The organism is Kitasatospora sp. NPDC058046, from assembly GCF_042885595.1.
Classification (GTDB): Bacteria; Actinomycetota; Actinomycetes; order Streptomycetales; family Streptomycetaceae; genus Kitasatospora.
This window is the reverse complement of the sequence record NZ_JBHVRS010000008.1, coordinates 18,485-36,922: the sequence shown is the minus strand read 5'-3', so window position 1 is coordinate 36,922 and position 18,438 is coordinate 18,485. Positions and strand designations below refer to the sequence as shown.

The following is an 18,438-nucleotide window of genomic DNA, read 5'->3' as shown; positions in this document are numbered from 1 at the left end:
CCGACGGCGGACCCGACGAGGCAGCGGGACACGAGGGAGTAGCGGATGAACCTGGCCATCGTCGGCCTGGTGGTGGGCATGGCCCTCGGCTTCGCCGGGTACTTCGGCGGGTTCGCGGCCTTCCTGCTGGTGGCCGCGCTCGGGCTGGTCGGATTCGTGCTCGGGCGCCTGCTGGAGGGCGACATCGAGCTGGGCGAACTCGGGGACCTGCTCCGCGGCCGCGACCGGCGCCGCTGATGGCGGGCCCCGCGTCGGCTCCGGCCGCGCTCTCCGGGTCGGGTGCCGTGCCGGGCCCCGGCCCGGGTTCCGGTTCTGGTTCCGGTTCCGGTTCCGTGCCGGGGCGCCGGGGGCGGCTCCGGGTCGCCGACCGGGTGTACGCGCGGATCGCGGCCCGGGCCGTCCGGGAGGTGCTGACCGAGGCCTGGCCCGCCGGGCGGGCGAAGGGGGCGCCGCCGCACGTCTCGGTGACCGTACCGGGGAGCACGGTGACGGTCCGGGTGGCGGTCGAGCTGCCGTTCCCCTCGGACATCGCGGCGCTGGCCGGGGCCGTTCGGAAGCGGATCGCGGAGCGGGTGGTGGGGCTGACCGGGACGAGGGTGTCGGAAGTCGTCGTCGTGGTCGAGAAGTTGGTGACGGGGGGCGCCTCGTGACCGAGGAGGTGCCCGGAACGGAGGCGGTGCCGGGGGCCCGGCCGGAGAAGGTCAGGTGGCTGCGGGCGCCCCGTACGGCCGCGGCGGCCCTGGTGGCGACGGCGGTGCTGGTGGTGGCGGGGGCGCTGCTGTACGACGTGGTCGCCGTACGGGTGGGGCAGCCGGCGCGGCGGTGGCGGGCGCAGATCGCGGACGAGCTGGCGACCCGCCACCTCGACGACCTGGCGGTGCTGGTGGGGGCCGGGGCGGCGACCGCGCTCGGCGGGTGGCTGCTGTGGCTCGCCGTCGCGCCCGGGCTGCGACGGTGGCTCGTGCTGCGGCCCTACGGGGGGACGACCGCGGCCGTCGACCGGGCCGGGGTCGGACACCTGCTGGCGGACCGGGCGGCGGGCCTGGACGGGATCGACCGCCTGCGGATCCGGGTCGGGCGGCGGCGGGTCCGGATCTCGCTGGAGGGGGTGGCGGACCCGGCGCTGGTGCAGCGGCAGTTGCGGGACGAGCTGGAGCGGGTGGGGCTGGGGCGGCCGCTGCGGTTGGACGTGCGGACGGGGCGGGGGGCCGGGGGCGTGCTGGGGGAGGACCCGGGGGCGGGGACCACCGGGTCCGGGACGGGGGCCGGGGCGGCCGGCGGCGAGGGGGCGGCCGGGTGAGGAGGACGGTCGTCAACCGGGTGGTGCTGGGGGTGGTGGGGGCGGCGCTGCTGGCGGCCGGGGTGCTGGTGCTGGCGGGCGGGCTCGACCTGTACCGGCGGCTGGGCGTCGACCCGCCGCAGTGGTGGCCGCTCACCTCACCCGACCAGCCGGTGGTGAGCGCGCGGTCCCGGGGGCGGTGGGTGGCGTCGTCGTGGTGGTGGCCGACGGTGATCGGCGGACTGACCGCCCTGGTGGCGGGGATGGCGTGGTGGCTGGTGGCGCAGCTGCGGCGCAGCGGGCTGTCGAGCATCGCGGTGCCGACGCCGGGGGTGAGCGGGCTGCGGCTGCGGGTCGGTGCGCGGGCGTTGGAGGAGGCGCTGGAGAACGGGACGGCGGTGCTGCCGGACGTCGAACGGGCCGGGGTGCGGCTGGTGCGGGCGCCGGGGCACCCGAGGCTGCGCGGGGCGGTGCGGCTGCGGCCGGGCGGGGATCCGGCCGCGCTGGTGGAGCACTTCGAGGACGGGCCCCGGACGGACGCGTGCGGGAGCCTGCGGCTGGCGGAGCTGCCGGCCGACCTGCGGATCCGGGTCCTCCAGGCGGCCCACGCCGAGCCGCGGCCCGGGCGGGGGCGGCGCGGTCGGCGGGGGCGCGGGCAGGCGCGGGTGGAGTAGGCGGGTCGGGCTCAGAGGCCGCGGAGGGCGCCGCCGTCGACGGGGACCATGATGCCGGTCAGGTAGGAGGCGGCGGGGGAGAGCAGGAAGGCGGCGACCTTGCCGAACTCCTCGGGGGTGCCGTAGCGGCCCAGCGGGATCGAGGCGGTGGCCTGGGCGCGGGCTGCGTCGGAGTCGGCGGCGAGGCCGTCGAGTTCGCGGACCCGGTCGGTGTCGATCCGGGCCGGGAGCAGGCCGAGCACCCGGATGCCGCGCGGGCCGAGCTCGTCGGCGAGGGCCTTGGCGGCCATGGCGAGACCCGGGCGCAGACCGTTGGAGATGCCCAGGCCGGGGATCGGCTGGCGGACCGAGCTGGAGAGCACGAAGGCGATCACCCCGCCGTCGGGGAGCGCGGCGGCGGTGGCGCGGGCGAGGCGGAGGGCGCCGAGGAAGACGGACTCGAAGGCGTCCCGCCAGGCCTCCTCGGGGGTGGTCTCCACGGGGCCGGCCTGGGGGCCGCCGACGCTGATCAGGATGCCGTCGAGCCGGCCGAAGCGGTGCCGGGCCTCGGCGATGAGGCGCTCGGGGGTGTCGGGGTCGGCGTTGTCGGCGACGAGGCCGTGGGCGGTGCCGAGGGTCTCGAGCCCGGCGACGGCGGTGTCGACGGCTTGCCGGGTGCGGCCGCTGACGAGCACGCGGGCGCCGTCGGCGACGAGTTCGCGGGCGCTCGCGAGGCCGAGGCCCCGGGTGGCGCCGGTGACGATGTAGGCCTTGTCCTTCAGTCCGAGATCCATGGGGACATAGTGCCCGGTGTGGAGGGTGGGGAGCGGGTCGAGGGGGCTGGCGTTGACGCCGGGGGGAAGGTTTACGGTCGTCGTCGGAAGTGCGGGAGGAGTGGTTCGGCATGCGGATCGGGGAGTTGGCGGAGCGGGCGGGGACGACCACGCGGGCGTTGCGGTACTACGAGCAGTTGGGGTTGTTGCCGGCCCGGCGGGCGGGCAACGGGTACCGGGCGTACGACGAGGCGGACCTCAGGCTGCTGCGCGAGATCCGGATGCTGCAGGACTTCGGGTTCGGGCTGGAGGAGACCAGGCCGTTCGTGGAGTGCCTGCGGGCGGGGCACCCGGAGGGGGACTCGTGTCCGGCCTCGCTGGAGGTGTACCGGCGGAAGCTGGGGGAGCTGGACGAGTGCATCGCCCGGCTCCAGGACGTAAGGGCGCAGGTGGCGGGGCAGTTCGACCGGGCCGTACGGGCGCGGGACGAGCTGGCCGCCGTCGAGGAACCGCCCCATTGTGAACTGGCGAAGGAGTAGACGGTGGTGGAGATCGCGGGTGTGCCGGCGGTGACGGACGAGACGTTCGCCGCGGAGGTGCTGGCGGCCGAGGGTCCGGTGCTGGTGGACTTCACGGCGGACTGGTGCCCGCCCTGCCGGATGATGGCGCCGGTGCTGGCGGACATCGCGCGGGAGGAGGCGCACCGGGTGCGGGTGGTGAGCCTGGACGTGGACCACAACCCGCGGACCCAGGCGGCGTACGGGGTGCTGTCGATGCCGACGCTGATGGTGTTCCGGGGCGGACAGCCGGTGCGGTCGGTGGTGGGGGCGCGGGCGAAGGCGCGGCTGCTGCGGGAGCTGGAGGACGTCCTCTAGGCGGGGACGGCGTCGAGCGCGACCTCGGCCTCGGCGGCCTGCTTGGCGCGGTCCTTGGCCTCGCGGCGGGCGAGGACCCAGACGCCGACCGGGATCATCGCGGTGAACAGCCACCACTGGATGGCGTAGGCCATGTGCGGGCCGATGTCGGAGTGGTTGGGCTCGGGGACCAGCTGGGGCTGGTCGGCCGGGGCCGGGGTGGTGCCGGCGAGTTCGAGGTAGCCGCCGAGGAGGGGGGCGCCGGTCCGCTTGGCCTGCTCGTCGGTGTTGATCAGGTTGAACTGGCGGTCGGGCAGGCCGGTGCGGTCCTTGATGCCGCTGGCGCCGTAGGTCTCCTCGGCGCGCAGGCGGCCGGTGAGGGCGACCTCGCCGGCGGGGGTGGCCGGGACGGGCGGGTACTCGGTGGCGCCGTTGCCGGAGGCGACCCAGCCGCGGTTGACCAGGAGGGTGCCCTTGCCGTCGGCGAGCCGGAACGGGGTCACGACGAAGTAGCCGATGGTCCCGCTGGAGTCGGTCCGCTTGCGGACCACGAACTCGTGTGCCGGGTCGTACTGTCCGGTGGCGGTCACCGTGCGCCAGGTGAGGTCCTTGGGGACCGCGAAGCCGGGGGTCGGCGACAGGGTGTCGAAGGGGACCGGCGCGGCCGTGAGGGCCTGGCCGATCAGCTCGTTCCGGGCCACCCGTGCCTCGTGGCGGTGAAGCTGCCAGAAGCCCAGCTTGATCGTCGCGGGGATCAGCAGCAGCGCGACCAGCATGGTGATCAGCCACTGTCGGGTCAGCAGAAAACGGTACACATGGGAACGGTACGCCGACCTCACAACGGGCTCACGCACCGGGGTGCGGGGCGACCTCGCGCAGCAGTTGGAGGAAGGCGTCCTCGCCGACGACGGGGGTGCCGACCTCGCGGGCCTTGCGGGCCTTGCCGCTCCAGCTGTCCGGCTCGTTGGTGACCAGCAGGCTGGTGAGGCGGCTCACCGAGGTGGCGATGTGCAGGCCGGCCTCGACCGCGCGGTCCTCCAGGACCTCGCGGTCGGTGGCGGTGTCGCCGGTGATGGCCACCCGCATGCCCTGGACCAGCGGCTTGCCGTCCTGCCAGCGCCCCGGGTTGGGGTACGGGCAGGGCGGGCGCTTCTTGGCCTGGCGGTACGAGGCGCCGGTCCAGTTGCCGCGGCCGGGGGCGGCGGGCTCCTCCTCACCGAGGTCGGTGACCGCGACGCAGTTCTGCAGCGGCAGCGGCACGCCGCCGTCGCGGGCGAGGTGCAGGCTGGGGCGGAAGGCCTCGGCGAGCACCCGGGCGTCGTCCAGGGCGTTGTGGGCGTGGCGCTGCCGGACGCCGAAGTGGGCGGCGAGCGAGGACAGCTTGCCGTTGGGCAGCGGCAGGCGCAGGTCGCGGGAGAGGACCATGGTGCACAGCCGCTGCTCGACCGGGGCGCGCAGGCCGGCCCGGGAGAACTCGCGGGAGATCATGTTCCAGTCGAAGAGCGCGTTGTGCGCGACCAGGACGCGGTCGTGCAGGCGCGCGGCGAACTCCTCGGCGATCTGCGGGAAGGTCGGGGCGGTGGCGAGCAGCTCGGCGGTGAGGCCGTGGATCCAGACCGGGCCGGGGTCCCGCTCGGGGTTGACCAGGGTGTACCAGTGGTCGACGACCTCGCCGTCCGGGTCCAGCTGGTAGACGCCCGCCGAGATGACGCGGTCCGAGCGGCCGAGACCGGTGGTCTCGACGTCGACGACCGCGAAGCCCCCGGCGGGGGCGGCGGAGCGCTGCGCGGGGACCGGGGCGGTCCGCGGCGCTCCGTACGTCTCGGGCTGGATCGGTTGCATGGTCCAACAGGATAAGGGGCCGGGCGGGGGGCTCCGGCCGGAATGTTCCGACCGACCGGCCGGAATAGAGTGGTCAGCGGGGGTGTCGTACACCTGGTCGAGACCGTTCAGCTAAGGAACAGCGCATGCGTGCCACCGTGATTCACGGCCCCAACGACATCCGGATCGAAGAAGTCCCGGACCCGGTGATCCAGTACCCGACGGACGTGGTGCTCCGGGTGGTGAACGCCTGTATCTGCGGCAGCGACCTGTGGGCGTACCGCGGGGTCGCGCAGCGGGTGGCCGGGCAGCGGATCGGGCACGAGTTCCTCGGCGTGGTCGAGGAGGTCGGCGCCGAGGTGCGCGGCTTCGCCAAGGGCGACTTCGTGGTGGCGCCGTTCGTCTGGTCGGACGGCGTGTGTGACTTCTGTCTCGAAGGCCTCCAGACCTCCTGCCCGCACGGCGGGTTCTGGGGGCAGGTCGGTTCGGACGGCGGCCAGGGCGAGGCGGTGCGGGTGCCGTTCGCGGACGGGACGCTGGTGAAGCTGCCGAAGGAGGCGGCGGGCGACGAGAAGCTGCTGCCCGGGCTGCTGGCGCTGTCCGACGTGATGTCCACCGGGCACCACGCGGCGGTCTCGGCGCGGGTGCGGCCCGGGGCGACGGTCGCGGTGGTCGGCGACGGCGCGGTGGGCCTGTGCGGCGTCCTGGCGGCGCACCGGCTGGGCGCGGGCCGGATCATCGCGCTGGGCCGGCACACGGCCCGCACCGAGCTGGCCCGCCGCTTCGGTGCGACGGACGTGGTGGCGGAGCGCGGCGAGGCCGCGGTCGAGGCGGTGAAGGAGCTGACCGGCGGGCAGGGCGCGCACGCGGTGCTGGAGGCGGTCGGCACCGAGGAGTCGATGCGGACGGCCGTCTCGATAGCCCGGGACGGCGGCGCGGTGGGCTACGTCGGGGTGCCGCACGGCGGCAGCGCGGGCGTCGACATCGGTCAGATGTTCGGCCGGAACGTTTCGCTGAACGGCGGCGTCGCCCCGGCCCGCGCGTACATCCCCGAGCTGCTGCCGGACGTCCTCTCGGGCGCCATCGAGCCGGGCCTGGTCTTCGACCGGACCGTCGCCCTGGACGGCGTTCCGGACGGCTACCGCGCGATGGACGACCGCTCGGCCCTGAAGGTGCGGATCGCCTTCTGAGGCGTCGGCCTCCCGGCTCCGGCCCGTGCCGCCCCGTTCGGGGCGCGGCACGGGCCGGAGCCGTTCTCCGGGGAGGTTCCGGGGGCCGATCGTGGGCGGTGCGGTCGCTGGGATGGGCTGTTTTTCGGCCAATCGGATGGTGCGAGGGGGTGAACGGTCGACTGATCGCGGTCAACCCCTTCCGGGGCGGGCAGGACGCTCCTAGCATTGCGCGGCGCACACCAGACATGTGATGCCCCTCACGTTCGATCGTTCCCCCCGTGTGACAAATACGCCGAAGGAGTGAGACAGCGTGGATTCGCCGCCGCTCACCACCACCGCCGCCACGGAAGCCCAACTCATCGACGACAGCGAGGAGTTCCGTACGCTGCGGCGCTCGTTCCGGAGCTTCGCCTTCCCGGTCACCATCGGCTTCGTGCTCTGGTACCTGTTCTACGTCCTGCTCTCCTGCTACGCCCCGGGACTGATGCGCACCAAGGTCCTCGGGCACGTCAACGTGGCCCTGGTCCTCGGGCTGCTGCAGTTCGTGACCACCTTCGCCATCGCCGCCTGGTACGCCCGCTACGCGGACCGGCGGATCGACCCGCCAGCCGCGGCGATCCGCGAGGCGCACGGCGCCGTCGTCCACGCTCCCCGGGAGTCCGCCGAATGAGCCTGCTCGCCAGCTCCGCCACCGAGCACCGCGGCCTGACGATGGCCCTGTTCGGCGTGTTCGTCCTCGCCACCCTCGGCATCACCGTCTGGGCCGGGCGGCAGACCAGGAGCGCCGCCGACTTCTACGCCGGCGGCCGCGGCTTCACCGGCTTCCAGAACGGCCTGGCCATCTCCGGCGACTACATGTCCGCCGCCTCCTTCCTCGGCATCGCCGGGACCATCGCGCTCAGCGGCTACGACGGCTTCCTCTACTCGATCGGCTTCCTGGTCGCCTGGCTGGTCGCCCTGCTGCTGATCGCCGAACCGCTGCGCAACTCCGGCCGCTTCACGATGGCGGACGTGCTCGCGTTCCGGATGCGCCAGCGCCCGGTGCGCACCGCGGCGGGCGTCTCCACCATCGTGGTGTCGATCTTCTACCTGCTCGCCCAGATGGTCGGCGCCGGCACCCTGGTGGCCCTGCTGCTGGGGGCCGAGGGGGGCGCCGCCAAGCGCTGGACCATCGTCGGGGTCGGCGCGCTGATGATCGTCTACGTGGTGATAGGAGGGATGAAGGGCACCACCTGGGTGCAGATCGTCAAGGCGGTGCTGCTGATCGCCGGCGCCGCGCTGATGACCGTCCTGGTGCTGGCCAAGTACCACTTCAACCCCTCCGAACTGCTCGGCGCGGCGGCGAGCGCGAGCGGCAAGGGCGAGGCCTTCCTCCAACCGGGGCAGAAGTACGGCAGCGGCACCGCCAAGCTCGACTTCATCAGCCTCGGCATCGCGCTGGTGCTCGGCACCGCCGGCCTGCCGCACATCCTGGTCCGCTTCTACACCGTGCCCACCGCCAAGGCGGCCCGGAAGTCGGTGCTCTGGGCGATCGGCATCATCGGCGTCTTCTACCTGATGACCCTGGCGCTCGGCTTCGGCGCGGCCGCGTTGGTCGGCTCCAAGGCGATCAAGGCGGCGAACGCGGCGGGCAACACCGCGGCCCCGCAGCTGGCCGAGGCGCTCGGCGGGGGCGCCGGGAGCACCGGCGGCGCGATCCTGCTCGCGGTGATCTCGGCGGTCGCCTTCGCCACCATCCTGGCCGTGGTCGCCGGGCTCACGCTCGCCTCCTCGGCCTCCTTCGCCCACGACCTCTACGCCAACGTGATCCGGCGCGGGAAGGCGAGCGAGAAGGAGGAGGTGCGGTCGGCGAAGTGGGCCGCGGTCGCGATCGGGGCGGTGGCGATCGTGCTCAGCCTCTTCGCGGACAAGCTCAACACCGCCGCCCTGGTCGCGCTGGCCTTCGCCGTCGCCGCCTCGGCGAACCTGCCCACCCTGCTCTACTCGCTGTTCTGGAAGCGCTTCACCACCGTCGGCGCGGTCAGCTCGGTCTACGCCGGACTGCTCACCTCGGTGACGCTGGTGGTCTTCTCCCCGGTGGTCTCCGGCGCGAAGACCTCGCTCTTCCCGCACTCCGACTTCCACTGGTTCCCGCTGGAGAACCCCGGCCTGGTCTCCATCCCGGTCGGCTTCCTGGCCGGCTGGCTCGGCACGCTGCTGTCCAGGGAACGCCCCGACGCGGCGAAGTACGCTGAACTGGAGGTCCGCTCGCTGACCGGGCTGGGCGCCCACTGATCGTCCCGCGATGACTATGCTGGCCCGGCCCGCCGTGACGGTGGCCGGGCCGGCCGCATCTCGGGGAAGGACGAACGTGCTGCTCGACACCTTCGGACGCCAGGCCGTCGACCTGAGGGTCTCCCTCACGGACCGCTGCAACCTGCGCTGCACCTACTGCATGCCCGAGGAGGGCCTGCGGTGGCTGGCCAAGCCCGAGCTGCTGACCGACGAGGAGATCGTCCGGCTGGTCACCGTGGCCGTGCGCGACCTGGGCGTGCGCGAGGTCCGCTTCACCGGCGGCGAGCCGCTGCTGCGTCCCGGACTGATCGCCGTCGTCGCCGCCTGTTCGGAGCTGGAGCCGCGCCCGGAGCTCTCGCTGACCACCAACGGCATCGGACTGGCCCGCACCGCGACGGCGCTGCGCGAGGCCGGCCTGGACCGGGTCAACGTCTCGCTGGACACCCTCGACCCCGAGGTGTTCCACACCCTCACCCGCCGCCACCGCCACCAGGACGTCTTGGACGGGCTGGCCGCCGCCGAGGCCGCCGGGCTGGCACCGGTGAAGCTGAACGCGGTGCTGATGCGCGGGGTCAACGACCACGAGGCGGCCGACCTGCTGGCCTGGTGCCTGGAGCGGGGCTACGAGCTGCGCTTCATCGAGCAGATGCCGCTGGACGCCCAGCACGGCTGGGACCGTACGTCGATGGTCACCGCGACGGAGATCCTGGACCTGCTGCGCACCCGCTTCACACTCACCCCGGAGCCGTCCGCGAGCCGGGGCGCGGCACCCGCCGAGCGCTGGCTGGTGGACGGCGGCCCGGGCCGGGTGGGCGTGATCGCCTCGGTCACCCGGCCGTTCTGCCGGGCCTGCGACCGCACCCGGCTGACCGCCGACGGCCAGGTGCGCAACTGCCTGTTCGCGACCGGCGAGACCGACCTGCGCACCGCGCTGCGCTCGGGCGCGGACGACGCCGAACTGGCCGCGCTGTGGCGGGCGGCGATGTGGGGCAAGAAGGCCGGGGCCGGGATCGACGACCCGGAGTTCCTCCAGCCCGAGCGGCCGATGTCCGCGATCGGCGGCTGAGCGGGCCGAGCGGGTTGGGCCGGTCGGGCCGGTCGGGCAGGCGCTAGGCCGGCTTCCCGGAGCCCTCGGCGGGCTCGGGGGTCCAGTCGGCGAAGGCGACGACCTCCTTGAGGAAGCCGCGCACCGAGAGGAACTGGGACAGGTGCTCGCGGTGCCCGTCGCAGGCGAGCCAGGTCTTGCGGCGGTCCGGGGTGTGCAGCTTGGGGTTGTTCCACACCAGCACCCAGCCGGCGTCCGTCCGGCAGCCCTTGGCGGAGCAGATCGGCGTCTGCGGGGTGTCCATCGGGCCGTCCTCAGCGATTGGCGGGTGGGTCTGCACCGCCAGTCTGTCACGCCCGTCCGGGCCGACCGGATCCGGGCATGGCGACGCCGGGCAGCCACGGGGGGAGCCGCCCGGCGTCGGTCCGTCGCTCCGACGGGGGATGCGGAGCGCGTACGCAGTATGTCACGCCAAGACCCTCGGATGGGGAGGTCTTGCATGATTAATCTGAGCTTCTTTTGAGCTTTCGCTGAGCCGGACGGGGGTGAAGCGGCATGAAACGGACGGTCAGTCCACGTCCTGTGAAGGATCGGTGGGAACGGCCTTTGCCTCTCCTGTACCAGCCTTCGCACCAGCCCCACCCGTCCCACCGGGGCCGAGCATCAGCGGGGTGTCCAGCGGGATGTCGAAGGTGCTCGGCAGCCCCGGGGCCCGCTCCCGGCCCGCGTTGGCGATCAGCACCGCGAAGTACGGCAGCAGGACGGCGCCCGCCAGCGCCGCGAACGCCAGCCAGCGCTGGACGTCCCACAGCACCACCGCGAGCAGCACGCAGACCGTGCGGAGCAGCATCGAGATGACGTAGCGGCGCTGGCGTCCCCGGACGTCCTCGGTGAGGCTGCTGCGCGCCCCCGTGATCCGGAAGACCTGCCCGTCGTCGGCGCTCTTGCCCATGTGTCCTACCGCCCTCGTCGCGCACCCGCGCGCCTGGCCGCGCGGCCTCCTCACGGTACGCCCGGGCGCACCCGGCGACGAGACCGGGTGGGCCGCACCCACCCGGTCGGGTACGCGAAGGGCCTGTCCGGCGGAGCGGACAGGCCCTCGGCGGTGCGGTGCGGCGCTAGGAGCGGCGGGAGAGGTACTGCGGGGGCACGGCGTCGGTGAGCCAGACGCCGTTCTCGCTCAGCCGGAACTCGTGGCCGGCCGCCGTCATCGCCGCCGCGTTCACGGTCAGCACCACCGGACGGCCGTGCCGGGCGCCGACCCCGGTGGCCGTCCCGGTGTCCGCCGAGAGGTGGACGTCCTGGCGGGCCATCGGGCGCAGGCCCTCGCGGAAGATCGCCGCCAGGTGCCGGTCGGCGGTGCCGTGGTAGAGCACGGGCGGCGGCACGGTGGCGGTCAGGCCGAGGTCGACCGCCACCGTGTGGCCCTGGTTGGCGCGGATCGAGAGACCGTCCGGCGAGTAGCCGAAGCGGCGCTTGTTGTTGGTCGCCACGACGTGGTCCAGCTCGGCGCGGGTGAGCGGCCGGCCCCGGGCGGCGAGCCCGGCGAGCAGCTCGTCGACCCGGACCCAGCCGGACGCGTCCAGCGCGACCCCCGCCAGCCCGGGCTCGTGCCGCAGGATCCGCGACAGCATCTTGCTCGACCTGACCAGGCGCTTCTCGTCCATCATGTCTCTCGTATCCCCCGTCGGTCAGCGGCTAAGAGGCCTGGCTGACCGAACTCATGTTGAAGTCCGTGACACGCACGGGTGGCATCGCGGTGCGGGTGACGTTGTCGCTCCACTCGCGGGGCAGGCAGCGTTCGGTGCGGCCCACCTCGGTGATCCGGTTCAGCAGGTCCACCGGGGACTCGTTGAACCGGAAGTTGTTGACCTCGCCGACGACCTCGCCGTTCTCCACCAGGTAGACGCCGTCCCGGGTGAGCCCGGTGAGCAGCAGCGTCGCCGGGTCCACCTCGCGGATGTACCAGAGGCAGGTGAGCAGCAGGCCGCGCTCGGTGCGGGCGATCATCTCGTCCAGGGTCGGCGCGGACTCCTGGTCGGCCGTCTCCAGCACGAGGTTGTCGATCGCCGGGCGCACCGGCAGGCCGGTGAGGGCGGCCGCGTGGCGGGTGGTGACCAGGTCGTTCAGCACGCCCTCGCGGATCCACTCGGTGGCGGTGATCGGCTGGCCGTTGTCGAAGACCGAGTAGTCCCCGCCGGAGGAGTGGGTGAGCACGAACGGCGCGGCCTCCAGGCCGGGTTCGCGCGGGTCGGAGCGCAGGGTCAGCGGCAGGGCGCTGAGCTTGTCGCCGATCCGGGTGCCTCCGCCGGGCTTGGAGAAGACCGTCCGGCCCTCCTGGGCGTCCCGGCCGCCGGAGGACCAGTTGAGGACGATCAGCAGGTCGGCGACGGCCGAGGGCGGCAGCAGCGCCTCGTACCGCCCGGCGGGCAGGTCCACCTTGCGGGCGCCCCAGCCGAGCCGCCTGGTCAGCTCGGTGTGCAGGCCGGCGACGTCGACGTCGGCGAAGTCCCGGGTGGAGGCGCCCACCCAGGCGGAGCTGGAGAGGTCGGCGGTCTTGGCGTTGATCTCGACCATGCCGGTGGGCTGGTCGTGGCGCAGCCGCAGGCCGGTGGAGCTGCCCAGGTAGCTGGAGGTCATCTCGTGCCGGGCGAACCCGTACAGGAGCTGGCCCTGGGCCGCGGCGCGGGCGAAGGCCTCGCCGAGGGCCGGGCCGAAGGCGTCGAACACCTCGATGGAGGTCAGCGCGGGCGGCTCGGTGAAGTCCGGCGAGGAGGGCCCGCCGGCGATCAGCGGCTGGGCGTCCTCGGCCGGGCCGGCCGCGCGGGCGGCCTCCTCGGCGGCCCGTACCAGGCCCTCCACCTCCGCCGCGGTGACGGCCTCGCGGGAGACCACGCCGGAGGCGGTGCCCTCGGCGCCGGCCACGGTGGCGATCACGGTGAGGCGGCGGCCGCGGGTGACGCCGTTGGTGGTCAGGGCGTTGCCGGCCCAGCGCAGGTTGGCGGTGGACTCCTCGTCGGCGATCACCACGCAGCCGTCGGCGCGGGAGAGGCCGAGCGCCAGCTCGACGAGTTCGTGGGGCTGCTTCGCGGTCATCAGTGACCCGCCTCCTGCTGGGTGTTGAGCACGTTGACGTTGCGGAACAGCGCCGACGGGCAGCCGTGGCTGACCGCCGCGATCTGACCGGGCTGCGCCTTGCCGCAGTTGAAGGCGCCGCCGAGGAAGTAGGTCTGCGGGCCGCCGACCGCCGCCATCGAGCCCCAGAAGTCGGTGGTGGTGGCCTGGTAGGCGAAGTCCTTGACCTGGCCCGCGAGTTCGCCGTCCTTGATGGCGTAGGCGCGCTGCCCGGTGAACTGGAAGTTGTACCTCTGCTGGTCGATCGACCAGGAACGGTCGCCGACGATGTAGAGGCCGTTCTCGACCTGGCCGACCAGGCCCGCGGTGTCCGGGCCGTCGGCGGCCGGCCGGAGCGAGACGTTGGCCATCCGCTGCACCGGGACGTGTGCGGGGGAGTCGGCGAAGGCGCAGCCGTTGGAGCGCTCGAAGCCCTTCAGCGCGGCGATGCGGCGGTCGAGCTGGTAGCCGACCAGGACGCCGTCCCTGACCAGGTCCCAGGACTGGGTGGCCACGCCCTCGTCGTCGTAGCCGATGGTGGACAGGCCGTGCTCGGCGGTGCGGTCGCCGGTGACGTGCATCAGCTCGGAGCCGTACTTCAGCGAGCCGAGCTGGTCGAAGGTGGCGAAGGAGGTGCCGGCGTAGGCGGCCTCGTAGCCGAGCGCGCGGTCCAGTTCGGTGGCGTGGCCGATCGACTCGTGGATGGTCAGCCAGAGGTTGGTCGGGTCGATCACCAGGTCGTAGCGGCCGGCCTCGACGCTCGGGGCCCGCATCTTCTCGGCCAGCAGGACGGGCAGTTCGGCGAGTTCGGCGTCCCAGTCCCAGCCGGTGCCGGTGACGTACTCGTAGCCGCGGCCGACCGGCGGGGCCAGGGTCGTCATCGAGTCGAAGGCGCCGGTGCGCTCGTCGACCGAGGTGGCCTCCAGGTCGGAGTGCACCCGGATCCGCTGCTGGGTGGTCACCGTGCCGGCGGTGTCCGCGTAGAACTTGTTCTCCTGGACGGTCCGCAGGGCCGCCTGGACGTGCGAGACGCCCTCGGCGGCCAGCAGCCGGGAGCTGCGCTTGGCGAGCAGCGCGGTCTTCTCGGCGTCCGGCACCTCGAAGGGGTTGACCTCGTACGCGGAGACCCAGGTGACGTCCCGGTGGACCGGCTCGCCGGCCAGCTCGACCCGCTCGGTGGAGCCGGCCGCCCGGCTGATCCCGCCGGAGAGGCGGGCCACCGCGACGGCCTGCTCGGCGACCCGGGCCGCCGCGTCGGGGGTGAGGTCGACACCGGCGGCGAAGCCCCAGGCGCCGTCCAGCACCACCCGGACGGCGAAACCGAGCTGCACGCTGTCGGAGGTGCCGGCCGGACGCGCGTCGCGCAGCCGCCAGGAGGCGCTGCGGATCCGCTCCAGGCGGAAGTCGGCGTGGCTCGCGCCCAGTTCGCGGGCGCGGGCGAGGGCGGCGTCGGCGAGGGGCCGCAGCGGCAGGGCGAGGAACGCCGGGTCGACGGCGCGCCCGTGCGGGGCACCGGAGCGATCGGCCGGAGGGATCGGAGGCAATCGGGCTCCCAGGTCGCGGAGGGTGGCGGTGCGGCGCCACAGGGGCGCCCGCACCGCATCATTTCCCGTCCACCGGGTTTCCGGCCAGCGCATTTCGACCGGTGCGCCGCAGTGAGGGACCGTCCGGTCGGGCCTCCGGCGCCCGGCTCCGCGGCCCTCGGGCCCGGGCCGTCAGCCGACGGTCTCCCACCAGCCGTCCAGCTCCGGCGGGTTGTCGACGTCGACCCGCTCGCCGGGGCGCGGCACGGCCAGCGGGACGGCCTGCTCCTTGGCGGCCTTCACCAGCCGTTCGATCGGCTCGGCCCACGGGTGCAGGCCCAGGTTGAAGGTGCACCAGTGGACCGGCACCAGCAGGCCGGCGGTCAGGTCCCGGTGCGCGAGGACGGCGTCCTCGGGGGTCATGTGGATGTCCGCCCAGGCCGCGTCGTAGGCGCCGATCTGGACCAGCGCGGCGTCGAAGGGGCCGTGCTGCGCGCCGATCCGGGCGTAGCCCTCGAAGTAGCCGGAGTCGCCGGTGTAGAAGACCTTGCGGTTCGGGCCGGCGATCACCCAGGAGCCCCACAGGGTGGTGTTGCGGGTCAGCCCGCGGCCGGAGAAGTGGTGCGCCGCGGTCAGGGTGAGCACCAGGTCGCCCAGGGTGCAGGTCTCGTCCCAGTCCAGCTCGATGATCCGGTGCTCGGGGACGCCCCAGCGGCGCAGGTGGGCGCCGATGCCGAGCGGCACCGCGAAGGGCGCGGACTGGCTGCGCACCAGGCGCTTGACCGTCGCCATGTCCAGGTGGTCGTAGTGGTCGTGCGAGATCAGCACCGCGTCGACCTGGGGCAGCTCCTCCAGCCCGACCGGCACCGGGTGCAGCCGCTTGGGGCCGACGTGCGCGGCGGGGGAGCAGCGGTCGCTCCAGACCGGGTCGAGCAGCACCCGGAAGCCCTCGATCTCCACCAGCGCGGAGGCGTGCCCGTACCAGGTGACCTCCACGCCCTCGGCGGCCGGCCCGGGCGGGGTGGCGGGGCGGACGGTCGGCACCGGGTGGGCGGGGACGCGGCCGGCCCGCTCGAACAGCATCCGGCGGGCGGTGGCGCCGTCGAAGCCGGGGGCGCCGGTGGCGCGGGCGAGCGCGGAGGGCGCGTTGTGGAAGACGCCGTCGCGGTACTGCGGGGAGTTGCGCACCCGCTCCTCGCGCTCGCCGTCCGGCCGTCGCCCGAACGCCGCCGGCAGGTCGCGCAGCGACCAGGCGGTCGCGCCCAGGCCGGCCGCCAGGGCGGTGAGGGCCAGCAGTCGTCCGCGTCGGTGGGTGCTCCCGGGCCGTGCCTTGGTCATCCGCTCTGCCTTCGTCGCTCGCCGGGATGGTCGGGGATCGGTACGGCCGGTCCCGGGCCGGCCCTGCACCACGGGGGCAACGGGTGCGCCCGCCCGTGTTGTTCCCGTACAGTCGCCCCGATCCGGGCAGCGCCCGGGCCTGGGCGGTCTCCGTCGCCGGGACGGCACGGACGGGTACGGATTGTCGGATTGCGACAGATCCGCCGGGGCGGCGCTGTGGGAGACCGATGCGCCGCCGTCGCCGACCGCCCGATAGCGTCACACTGCGTACGCATTCCGACGTACGCGCTCACTCACGGAGAGAGGTGGATCGTTGAGCCGCTCGGTTCTCGTCACCGGAGGAAACCGGGGCATCGGCCTCGCGATCGCCCAGGCCTTCGCCGAAGCGGGCGACAAGGTGGCCATCACCAGCCGCTCGGGCGAGGTGCCCGAGGCGCTGGCCAAGTACGACGTCCTCGCGGTGCGCTGCGACATCACGGACGCCGGGCAGGTCGACGCCGCCTTCACCGAGATCGAGCAGAAGCACGGCGCGGTCGAGGTGCTGGTCGCCAACGCGGGCATCACCAAGGACACGCTGATGCTGCGCATGTCCGAGGAGGACTTCACCTCCGTCGTGGACACCAACCTGACCGGCACCTTCCGGGTGGTCAAGCGCGCGTCCAAGCTGATGATGCGCGCCAGGAAGGGCCGCGTCGTGCTGATCTCGTCCGTGGTGGGCCTGTCCGGCTCCCCGGGCCAGGCCAACTACGCCGCCTCCAAGGCCGGCCTGGTCGGCTTCGCCCGGTCGCTGGCGCGCGAGCTCGGCCCGCGCAACATCACCGTCAACGTGGTCGCCCCCGGCTTCGTCGACACCGACATGACCGCCGTGCTCAGTGACGAGCGCCGCGCGGAGATCGTCGCGGGCGTGCCGCTGGGCCGCTACGCGGCGCCCGCCGAGGTCGCCTCCACCGTGCGGTTCCTCGGGTCGGACGAGGCCGCGTACATCACTGGAGCCGTCATTCCCGTCGACGGCGGATTGGGCATGGGTCACTGATCATGAGTGGAATCCTCGAAGGCAAGCGGATCCTGATCACCGGTGTGCTGATGGAGTCCTCCATCGCCTTCCACACCGCCAAGCTCGCGCAGGAGCAGGGCGCGGAGATCATCCTCACCGCCTTCCCGCGCCCGAGCCTGACCGAGCGGATCGCCCGGAAGCTGCCGAAGCCGGTCAAGGTGCTGGAGCTGGACGTCTCCAACCCGGAGCAGCTGGCCGGCATCGCCGACCAGGTCCGCGAGCACCTGCCGACCCTGGACGGCATCGTCCACTCGATCGGCTTCGCCCCGCAGGACGCGCTGGGCGGCAACTTCCTGGACACCCCGTGGGAGTCCGTGGCCACCGCGATGCACGTCTCGGCGTACTCGCTGAAGTCGCTGACCACGGCGCTGCTGCCGCTGATGCAGGACGGCGGTTCGGTGGTCGGCCTGACCTTCGACGCGCAGTACGCCTGGCCGCAGTACGACTGGATGGGCCCGGCCAAGGCCGCCCTGGAGTCGACCAACCGCTACCTGGCGCGCTACCTGGGCGACCGGGACATCCGCTGCAACCTGATCTCGGCCGGTCCGATCGGCTCGATGGCCGCCAAGTCCATCCCGGGCTTCGGCGACCTGGCCGACACCTGGAACCACCGCTCCCCGCTGAAGTGGGACCTGAGCGACCCGGAGCCGGCCGGCCGCGGCATCGTCGCGCTGCTGTCGGACTGGTTCCCGAAGACCACCGGCGAGATCATCCACGTCGACGGTGGTCTGCACGCCATCGGCGCCTGACGCTCCGCCCGTACGCCGCTGCCCGGCCCTCCCTCGCGGGGGGTGCCGGGCAGCGGCGTTCCGGGTGGACGCCGGCGCGGTCAGACGTCCGCGGTGCCGCAGGCGCCGATGGCGCGGCCGGCCTCGACGGAGGCGCGCTGGGCGTCGCCGTCCCGGATGGCCTCCAGGATGGTGTGGTGGCCGATGTAGCGCTCGGCGATCAGCTCGGGGCCGACGTCGTGCCGCAGGTGCTCGCGGGTGACCTCGCCGAGGTCGGCGTAGACGGCGAGCAGGACGTCGTTGTGGGCGGCGGCCACCACGGCCTGGTGGAAGGCGGCGTCGGCCTGGACGAAGTCCTCGGCGTCGCCGGAGTGCCAGGCGGCCTCCCGGCGGGCCAGGGCGCCGTCCAGGAGCTCCAGGTCGCGCGGGGTGCGGCGGTGGGCGGCGAGGCCCGCGGCCGAGGTCTCCAGGGCCGCCCGCAGCTCGGCGACCTGGTCCTGGCCGGCGTCGGCGAAGCGGCGGTGCATCACGCCGGCCAGCTCGCTGGTGGCCAGCACGTACGTGCCGGAGCCCTGGCGGATGTCGAGCAGCCCGTTGTGGGCGAGGGCGCGGACGGCCTCGCGGACGGTGTTGCGGGCGACGCCGAGCTGTTCGACCAGGGCGGCCTCGGTGGGGATGCGCGAGCCGACCGGCCACTCCCCGGAAGTGATCTGGGCACGCAGCTGTGCGATCACCTGGTCGGACAGCGGGGTGCGCCTCGGCGAGGACAGCGCCACGGGGGACTCCTTGCGGCTACGGCTCGGGTGGGGC

The 18,438-nt window shown here is 73.8% G+C and carries 22 protein-coding genes; 12 read left to right on the top strand and 10 right to left on the bottom strand.

Annotated features, from left to right (window positions below):
* Positions 1–45 precede the first annotated feature (45 nt).
* The 4 genes from ACFVU7_RS18100 (at position 46) to ACFVU7_RS18085 (ending at position 1,953) form a co-directional block, all read left to right on the top strand.
* Entirely contained in the window at positions 46–237 is a 192-nt protein-coding gene (locus ACFVU7_RS18100; protein WP_049658455.1) for a hypothetical protein, read from the top strand.
* A gap of 95 nt (positions 238–332) precedes the next feature.
* Positions 333–650, top strand: a complete 318-nt coding sequence (locus tag ACFVU7_RS18095) for a hypothetical protein (RefSeq protein WP_388045920.1) — start codon at positions 333–335, stop codon at positions 648–650.
* Positions 647–1,300, top strand: a complete 654-nt coding sequence (locus ACFVU7_RS18090; protein ID WP_388045918.1) for a DUF6286 domain-containing protein — start codon at positions 647–649, stop codon at positions 1,298–1,300. Before ACFVU7_RS18095 ends, ACFVU7_RS18090 begins: the two co-directional genes overlap by 4 nt.
* Entirely contained in the window at positions 1,297–1,953 is a 657-nt protein-coding gene (locus ACFVU7_RS18085) for an alkaline shock response membrane anchor protein AmaP (RefSeq protein ID WP_388045917.1), read from the top strand. Before ACFVU7_RS18090 ends, ACFVU7_RS18085 begins: the two co-directional genes overlap by 4 nt.
* An 11-nt stretch (positions 1,954–1,964) precedes the next feature.
* Here ACFVU7_RS18085 and ACFVU7_RS18080 read toward each other — a convergent pair whose 3' ends face one another.
* Entirely contained in the window at positions 1,965–2,726 is a 762-nt protein-coding gene (locus ACFVU7_RS18080; RefSeq protein WP_388045916.1) for an SDR family oxidoreductase, read from the bottom strand.
* 110 nt (positions 2,727–2,836) lie between these two features.
* Here ACFVU7_RS18080 and ACFVU7_RS18075 point away from each other — a divergent pair, with 110 nt between their 5' ends.
* Positions 2,837–3,244 (top strand): MerR family transcriptional regulator, encoded by a 408-nt coding sequence (locus tag ACFVU7_RS18075; protein WP_049653502.1) that lies wholly within the window; start codon positions 2,837–2,839, stop codon positions 3,242–3,244.
* A gap of 3 nt (positions 3,245–3,247) precedes the next feature.
* On the top strand, positions 3,248–3,580 hold the full coding sequence (gene trxA / locus ACFVU7_RS18070; RefSeq protein WP_049653505.1) for a thioredoxin: 333 nt from the start codon (positions 3,248–3,250) through the stop codon (positions 3,578–3,580).
* Here the strand turns inward: trxA and ACFVU7_RS18065 are convergent.
* On the bottom strand, positions 3,577–4,374 hold the full coding sequence (locus ACFVU7_RS18065; RefSeq protein WP_049653507.1) for an SURF1 family protein: 798 nt from the start codon (positions 4,372–4,374) through the stop codon (positions 3,577–3,579). The two genes, trxA and ACFVU7_RS18065, sit on opposite strands and share 4 nt — an antisense overlap.
* 31 nt (positions 4,375–4,405) lie before the next feature.
* Entirely contained in the window at positions 4,406–5,401 is a 996-nt protein-coding gene (locus ACFVU7_RS18060; protein WP_074001603.1) for a DEDDh family exonuclease, read from the bottom strand.
* A gap of 125 nt (positions 5,402–5,526) precedes the next feature.
* On the opposite strand from ACFVU7_RS18060, the gene ACFVU7_RS18055 reads away from it, so the two are divergent.
* From ACFVU7_RS18055 to moaA, 4 genes are all read left to right on the top strand, one after another.
* On the top strand, positions 5,527–6,570 hold the full coding sequence (locus tag ACFVU7_RS18055; RefSeq protein WP_388045914.1) for a zinc-dependent alcohol dehydrogenase family protein: 1,044 nt from the start codon (positions 5,527–5,529) through the stop codon (positions 6,568–6,570).
* Positions 6,571–6,862: 292 nt separating this feature from the next.
* Positions 6,863–7,222 carry a DUF485 domain-containing protein gene (locus ACFVU7_RS18050; protein ID WP_049653515.1) on the top strand — a complete coding sequence of 120 codons (360 nt, stop codon included), beginning with the start codon at positions 6,863–6,865 and terminating at the stop codon, positions 7,220–7,222.
* On the top strand, positions 7,219–8,826 hold the full coding sequence (locus ACFVU7_RS18045) for a cation acetate symporter (RefSeq protein WP_049653517.1): 1,608 nt from the start codon (positions 7,219–7,221) through the stop codon (positions 8,824–8,826). The genes ACFVU7_RS18050 and ACFVU7_RS18045 overlap by 4 nt, the downstream gene beginning before the upstream one ends.
* 76 nt (positions 8,827–8,902) lie before the next feature.
* The gene (gene moaA, locus ACFVU7_RS18040; protein ID WP_380737380.1) at positions 8,903–9,892 is read left to right on the top strand and encodes a GTP 3',8-cyclase MoaA; all 990 of its coding nucleotides are present in this window, start codon (positions 8,903–8,905) and stop codon (positions 9,890–9,892) included.
* A 43-nt stretch (positions 9,893–9,935) separates the two neighbouring features.
* On the opposite strand, the gene ACFVU7_RS18035 is transcribed toward moaA, so the two are convergent.
* The 6 genes from ACFVU7_RS18035 to ACFVU7_RS18010 form a co-directional block, all read right to left on the bottom strand.
* Positions 9,936–10,175 (bottom strand): hypothetical protein, encoded by a 240-nt coding sequence (locus ACFVU7_RS18035; RefSeq protein WP_049653520.1) that lies wholly within the window; start codon positions 10,173–10,175, stop codon positions 9,936–9,938.
* Between the two features lie 264 nt (positions 10,176–10,439).
* Positions 10,440–10,823: a DUF3099 domain-containing protein gene (locus ACFVU7_RS18030; RefSeq protein WP_049653522.1), complete on the bottom strand. Its 384-nt coding sequence runs from the start codon at positions 10,821–10,823 to the stop codon at positions 10,440–10,442.
* Positions 10,824–10,989: 166 nt separating this feature from the next.
* Entirely contained in the window at positions 10,990–11,538 is a 549-nt protein-coding gene (locus ACFVU7_RS18025; protein ID WP_375873315.1) for an RNA 2'-phosphotransferase, read from the bottom strand.
* Between the two features lie 31 nt (positions 11,539–11,569).
* Positions 11,570–12,967 (bottom strand): metallopeptidase TldD-related protein, encoded by a 1,398-nt coding sequence (locus tag ACFVU7_RS18020; RefSeq protein ID WP_380777731.1) that lies wholly within the window; start codon positions 12,965–12,967, stop codon positions 11,570–11,572.
* The gene (locus ACFVU7_RS18015; RefSeq protein ID WP_388046129.1) at positions 12,967–14,520 is read right to left on the bottom strand and encodes a TldD/PmbA family protein; all 1,554 of its coding nucleotides are present in this window, start codon (positions 14,518–14,520) and stop codon (positions 12,967–12,969) included. The genes ACFVU7_RS18020 and ACFVU7_RS18015 overlap by 1 nt, the downstream gene beginning before the upstream one ends.
* Positions 14,521–14,700: 180 nt before the next feature.
* Positions 14,701–15,846 carry an MBL fold metallo-hydrolase gene (locus ACFVU7_RS18010; protein WP_117490081.1) on the bottom strand — a complete coding sequence of 382 codons (1,146 nt, stop codon included), beginning with the start codon at positions 15,844–15,846 and terminating at the stop codon, positions 14,701–14,703.
* A gap of 313 nt (positions 15,847–16,159) precedes the next feature.
* Between ACFVU7_RS18010 and fabG the strand changes: the two genes are divergently transcribed.
* Positions 16,160–16,879 carry a 3-oxoacyl-[acyl-carrier-protein] reductase gene (fabG, locus tag ACFVU7_RS18005; protein ID WP_049652094.1) on the top strand — a complete coding sequence of 240 codons (720 nt, stop codon included), beginning with the start codon at positions 16,160–16,162 and terminating at the stop codon, positions 16,877–16,879.
* Positions 16,880–16,881: 2 nt separating this feature from the next.
* Complete coding sequence (gene fabI, locus ACFVU7_RS18000) at positions 16,882–17,649, top strand: enoyl-ACP reductase FabI (protein ID WP_049652095.1); 768 nt, start codon at positions 16,882–16,884, stop codon at positions 17,647–17,649.
* A gap of 80 nt (positions 17,650–17,729) precedes the next feature.
* On the opposite strand, the gene ACFVU7_RS17995 is transcribed toward fabI, so the two are convergent.
* Positions 17,730–18,404, bottom strand: a complete 675-nt coding sequence (locus tag ACFVU7_RS17995; protein ID WP_074001597.1) for a FadR/GntR family transcriptional regulator — start codon at positions 18,402–18,404, stop codon at positions 17,730–17,732.
* Between the last annotated feature and the right edge of the window lie 34 nt (positions 18,405–18,438).

Excerpts from the sequence above, each read along its gene's own strand:
- ACFVU7_RS18055 (WP_388045914.1), top strand. The coding sequence starts at position 5,527 with ATGCGTGCCACCGTGATTCACGGCCCCAACGACATCCGGATCGAAGAA.
- ACFVU7_RS18100 (WP_049658455.1), top strand. The coding sequence starts at position 46 with ATGAACCTGGCCATCGTCGGCCTGGTGGTGGGCATGGCCCTCGGCTTC.
- ACFVU7_RS18020 (WP_380777731.1), bottom strand. The coding sequence starts at position 12,967 with ATGACCGCGAAGCAGCCCCACGAACTCGTCGAGCTGGCGCTCGGCCTC.
- ACFVU7_RS18035 (WP_049653520.1), bottom strand. The coding sequence starts at position 10,175 with ATGGACACCCCGCAGACGCCGATCTGCTCCGCCAAGGGCTGCCGGACG.
- ACFVU7_RS18060 (WP_074001603.1), bottom strand. The coding sequence starts at position 5,401 with ATGCAACCGATCCAGCCCGAGACGTACGGAGCGCCGCGGACCGCCCCG.
- ACFVU7_RS18045 (WP_049653517.1), top strand. The coding sequence starts at position 7,219 with ATGAGCCTGCTCGCCAGCTCCGCCACCGAGCACCGCGGCCTGACGATG.
- ACFVU7_RS18080 (WP_388045916.1), bottom strand. The coding sequence starts at position 2,726 with ATGGATCTCGGACTGAAGGACAAGGCCTACATCGTCACCGGCGCCACC.
- ACFVU7_RS18030 (WP_049653522.1), bottom strand. The coding sequence starts at position 10,823 with ATGGGCAAGAGCGCCGACGACGGGCAGGTCTTCCGGATCACGGGGGCG.
- ACFVU7_RS18010 (WP_117490081.1), bottom strand. The coding sequence starts at position 15,846 with ATGACCAAGGCACGGCCCGGGAGCACCCACCGACGCGGACGACTGCTG.
- fabI (WP_049652095.1), top strand. The coding sequence starts at position 16,882 with ATGAGTGGAATCCTCGAAGGCAAGCGGATCCTGATCACCGGTGTGCTG.
- ACFVU7_RS18025 (WP_375873315.1), bottom strand. The coding sequence starts at position 11,538 with ATGGACGAGAAGCGCCTGGTCAGGTCGAGCAAGATGCTGTCGCGGATC.
- ACFVU7_RS18075 (WP_049653502.1), top strand. The coding sequence starts at position 2,837 with ATGCGGATCGGGGAGTTGGCGGAGCGGGCGGGGACGACCACGCGGGCG.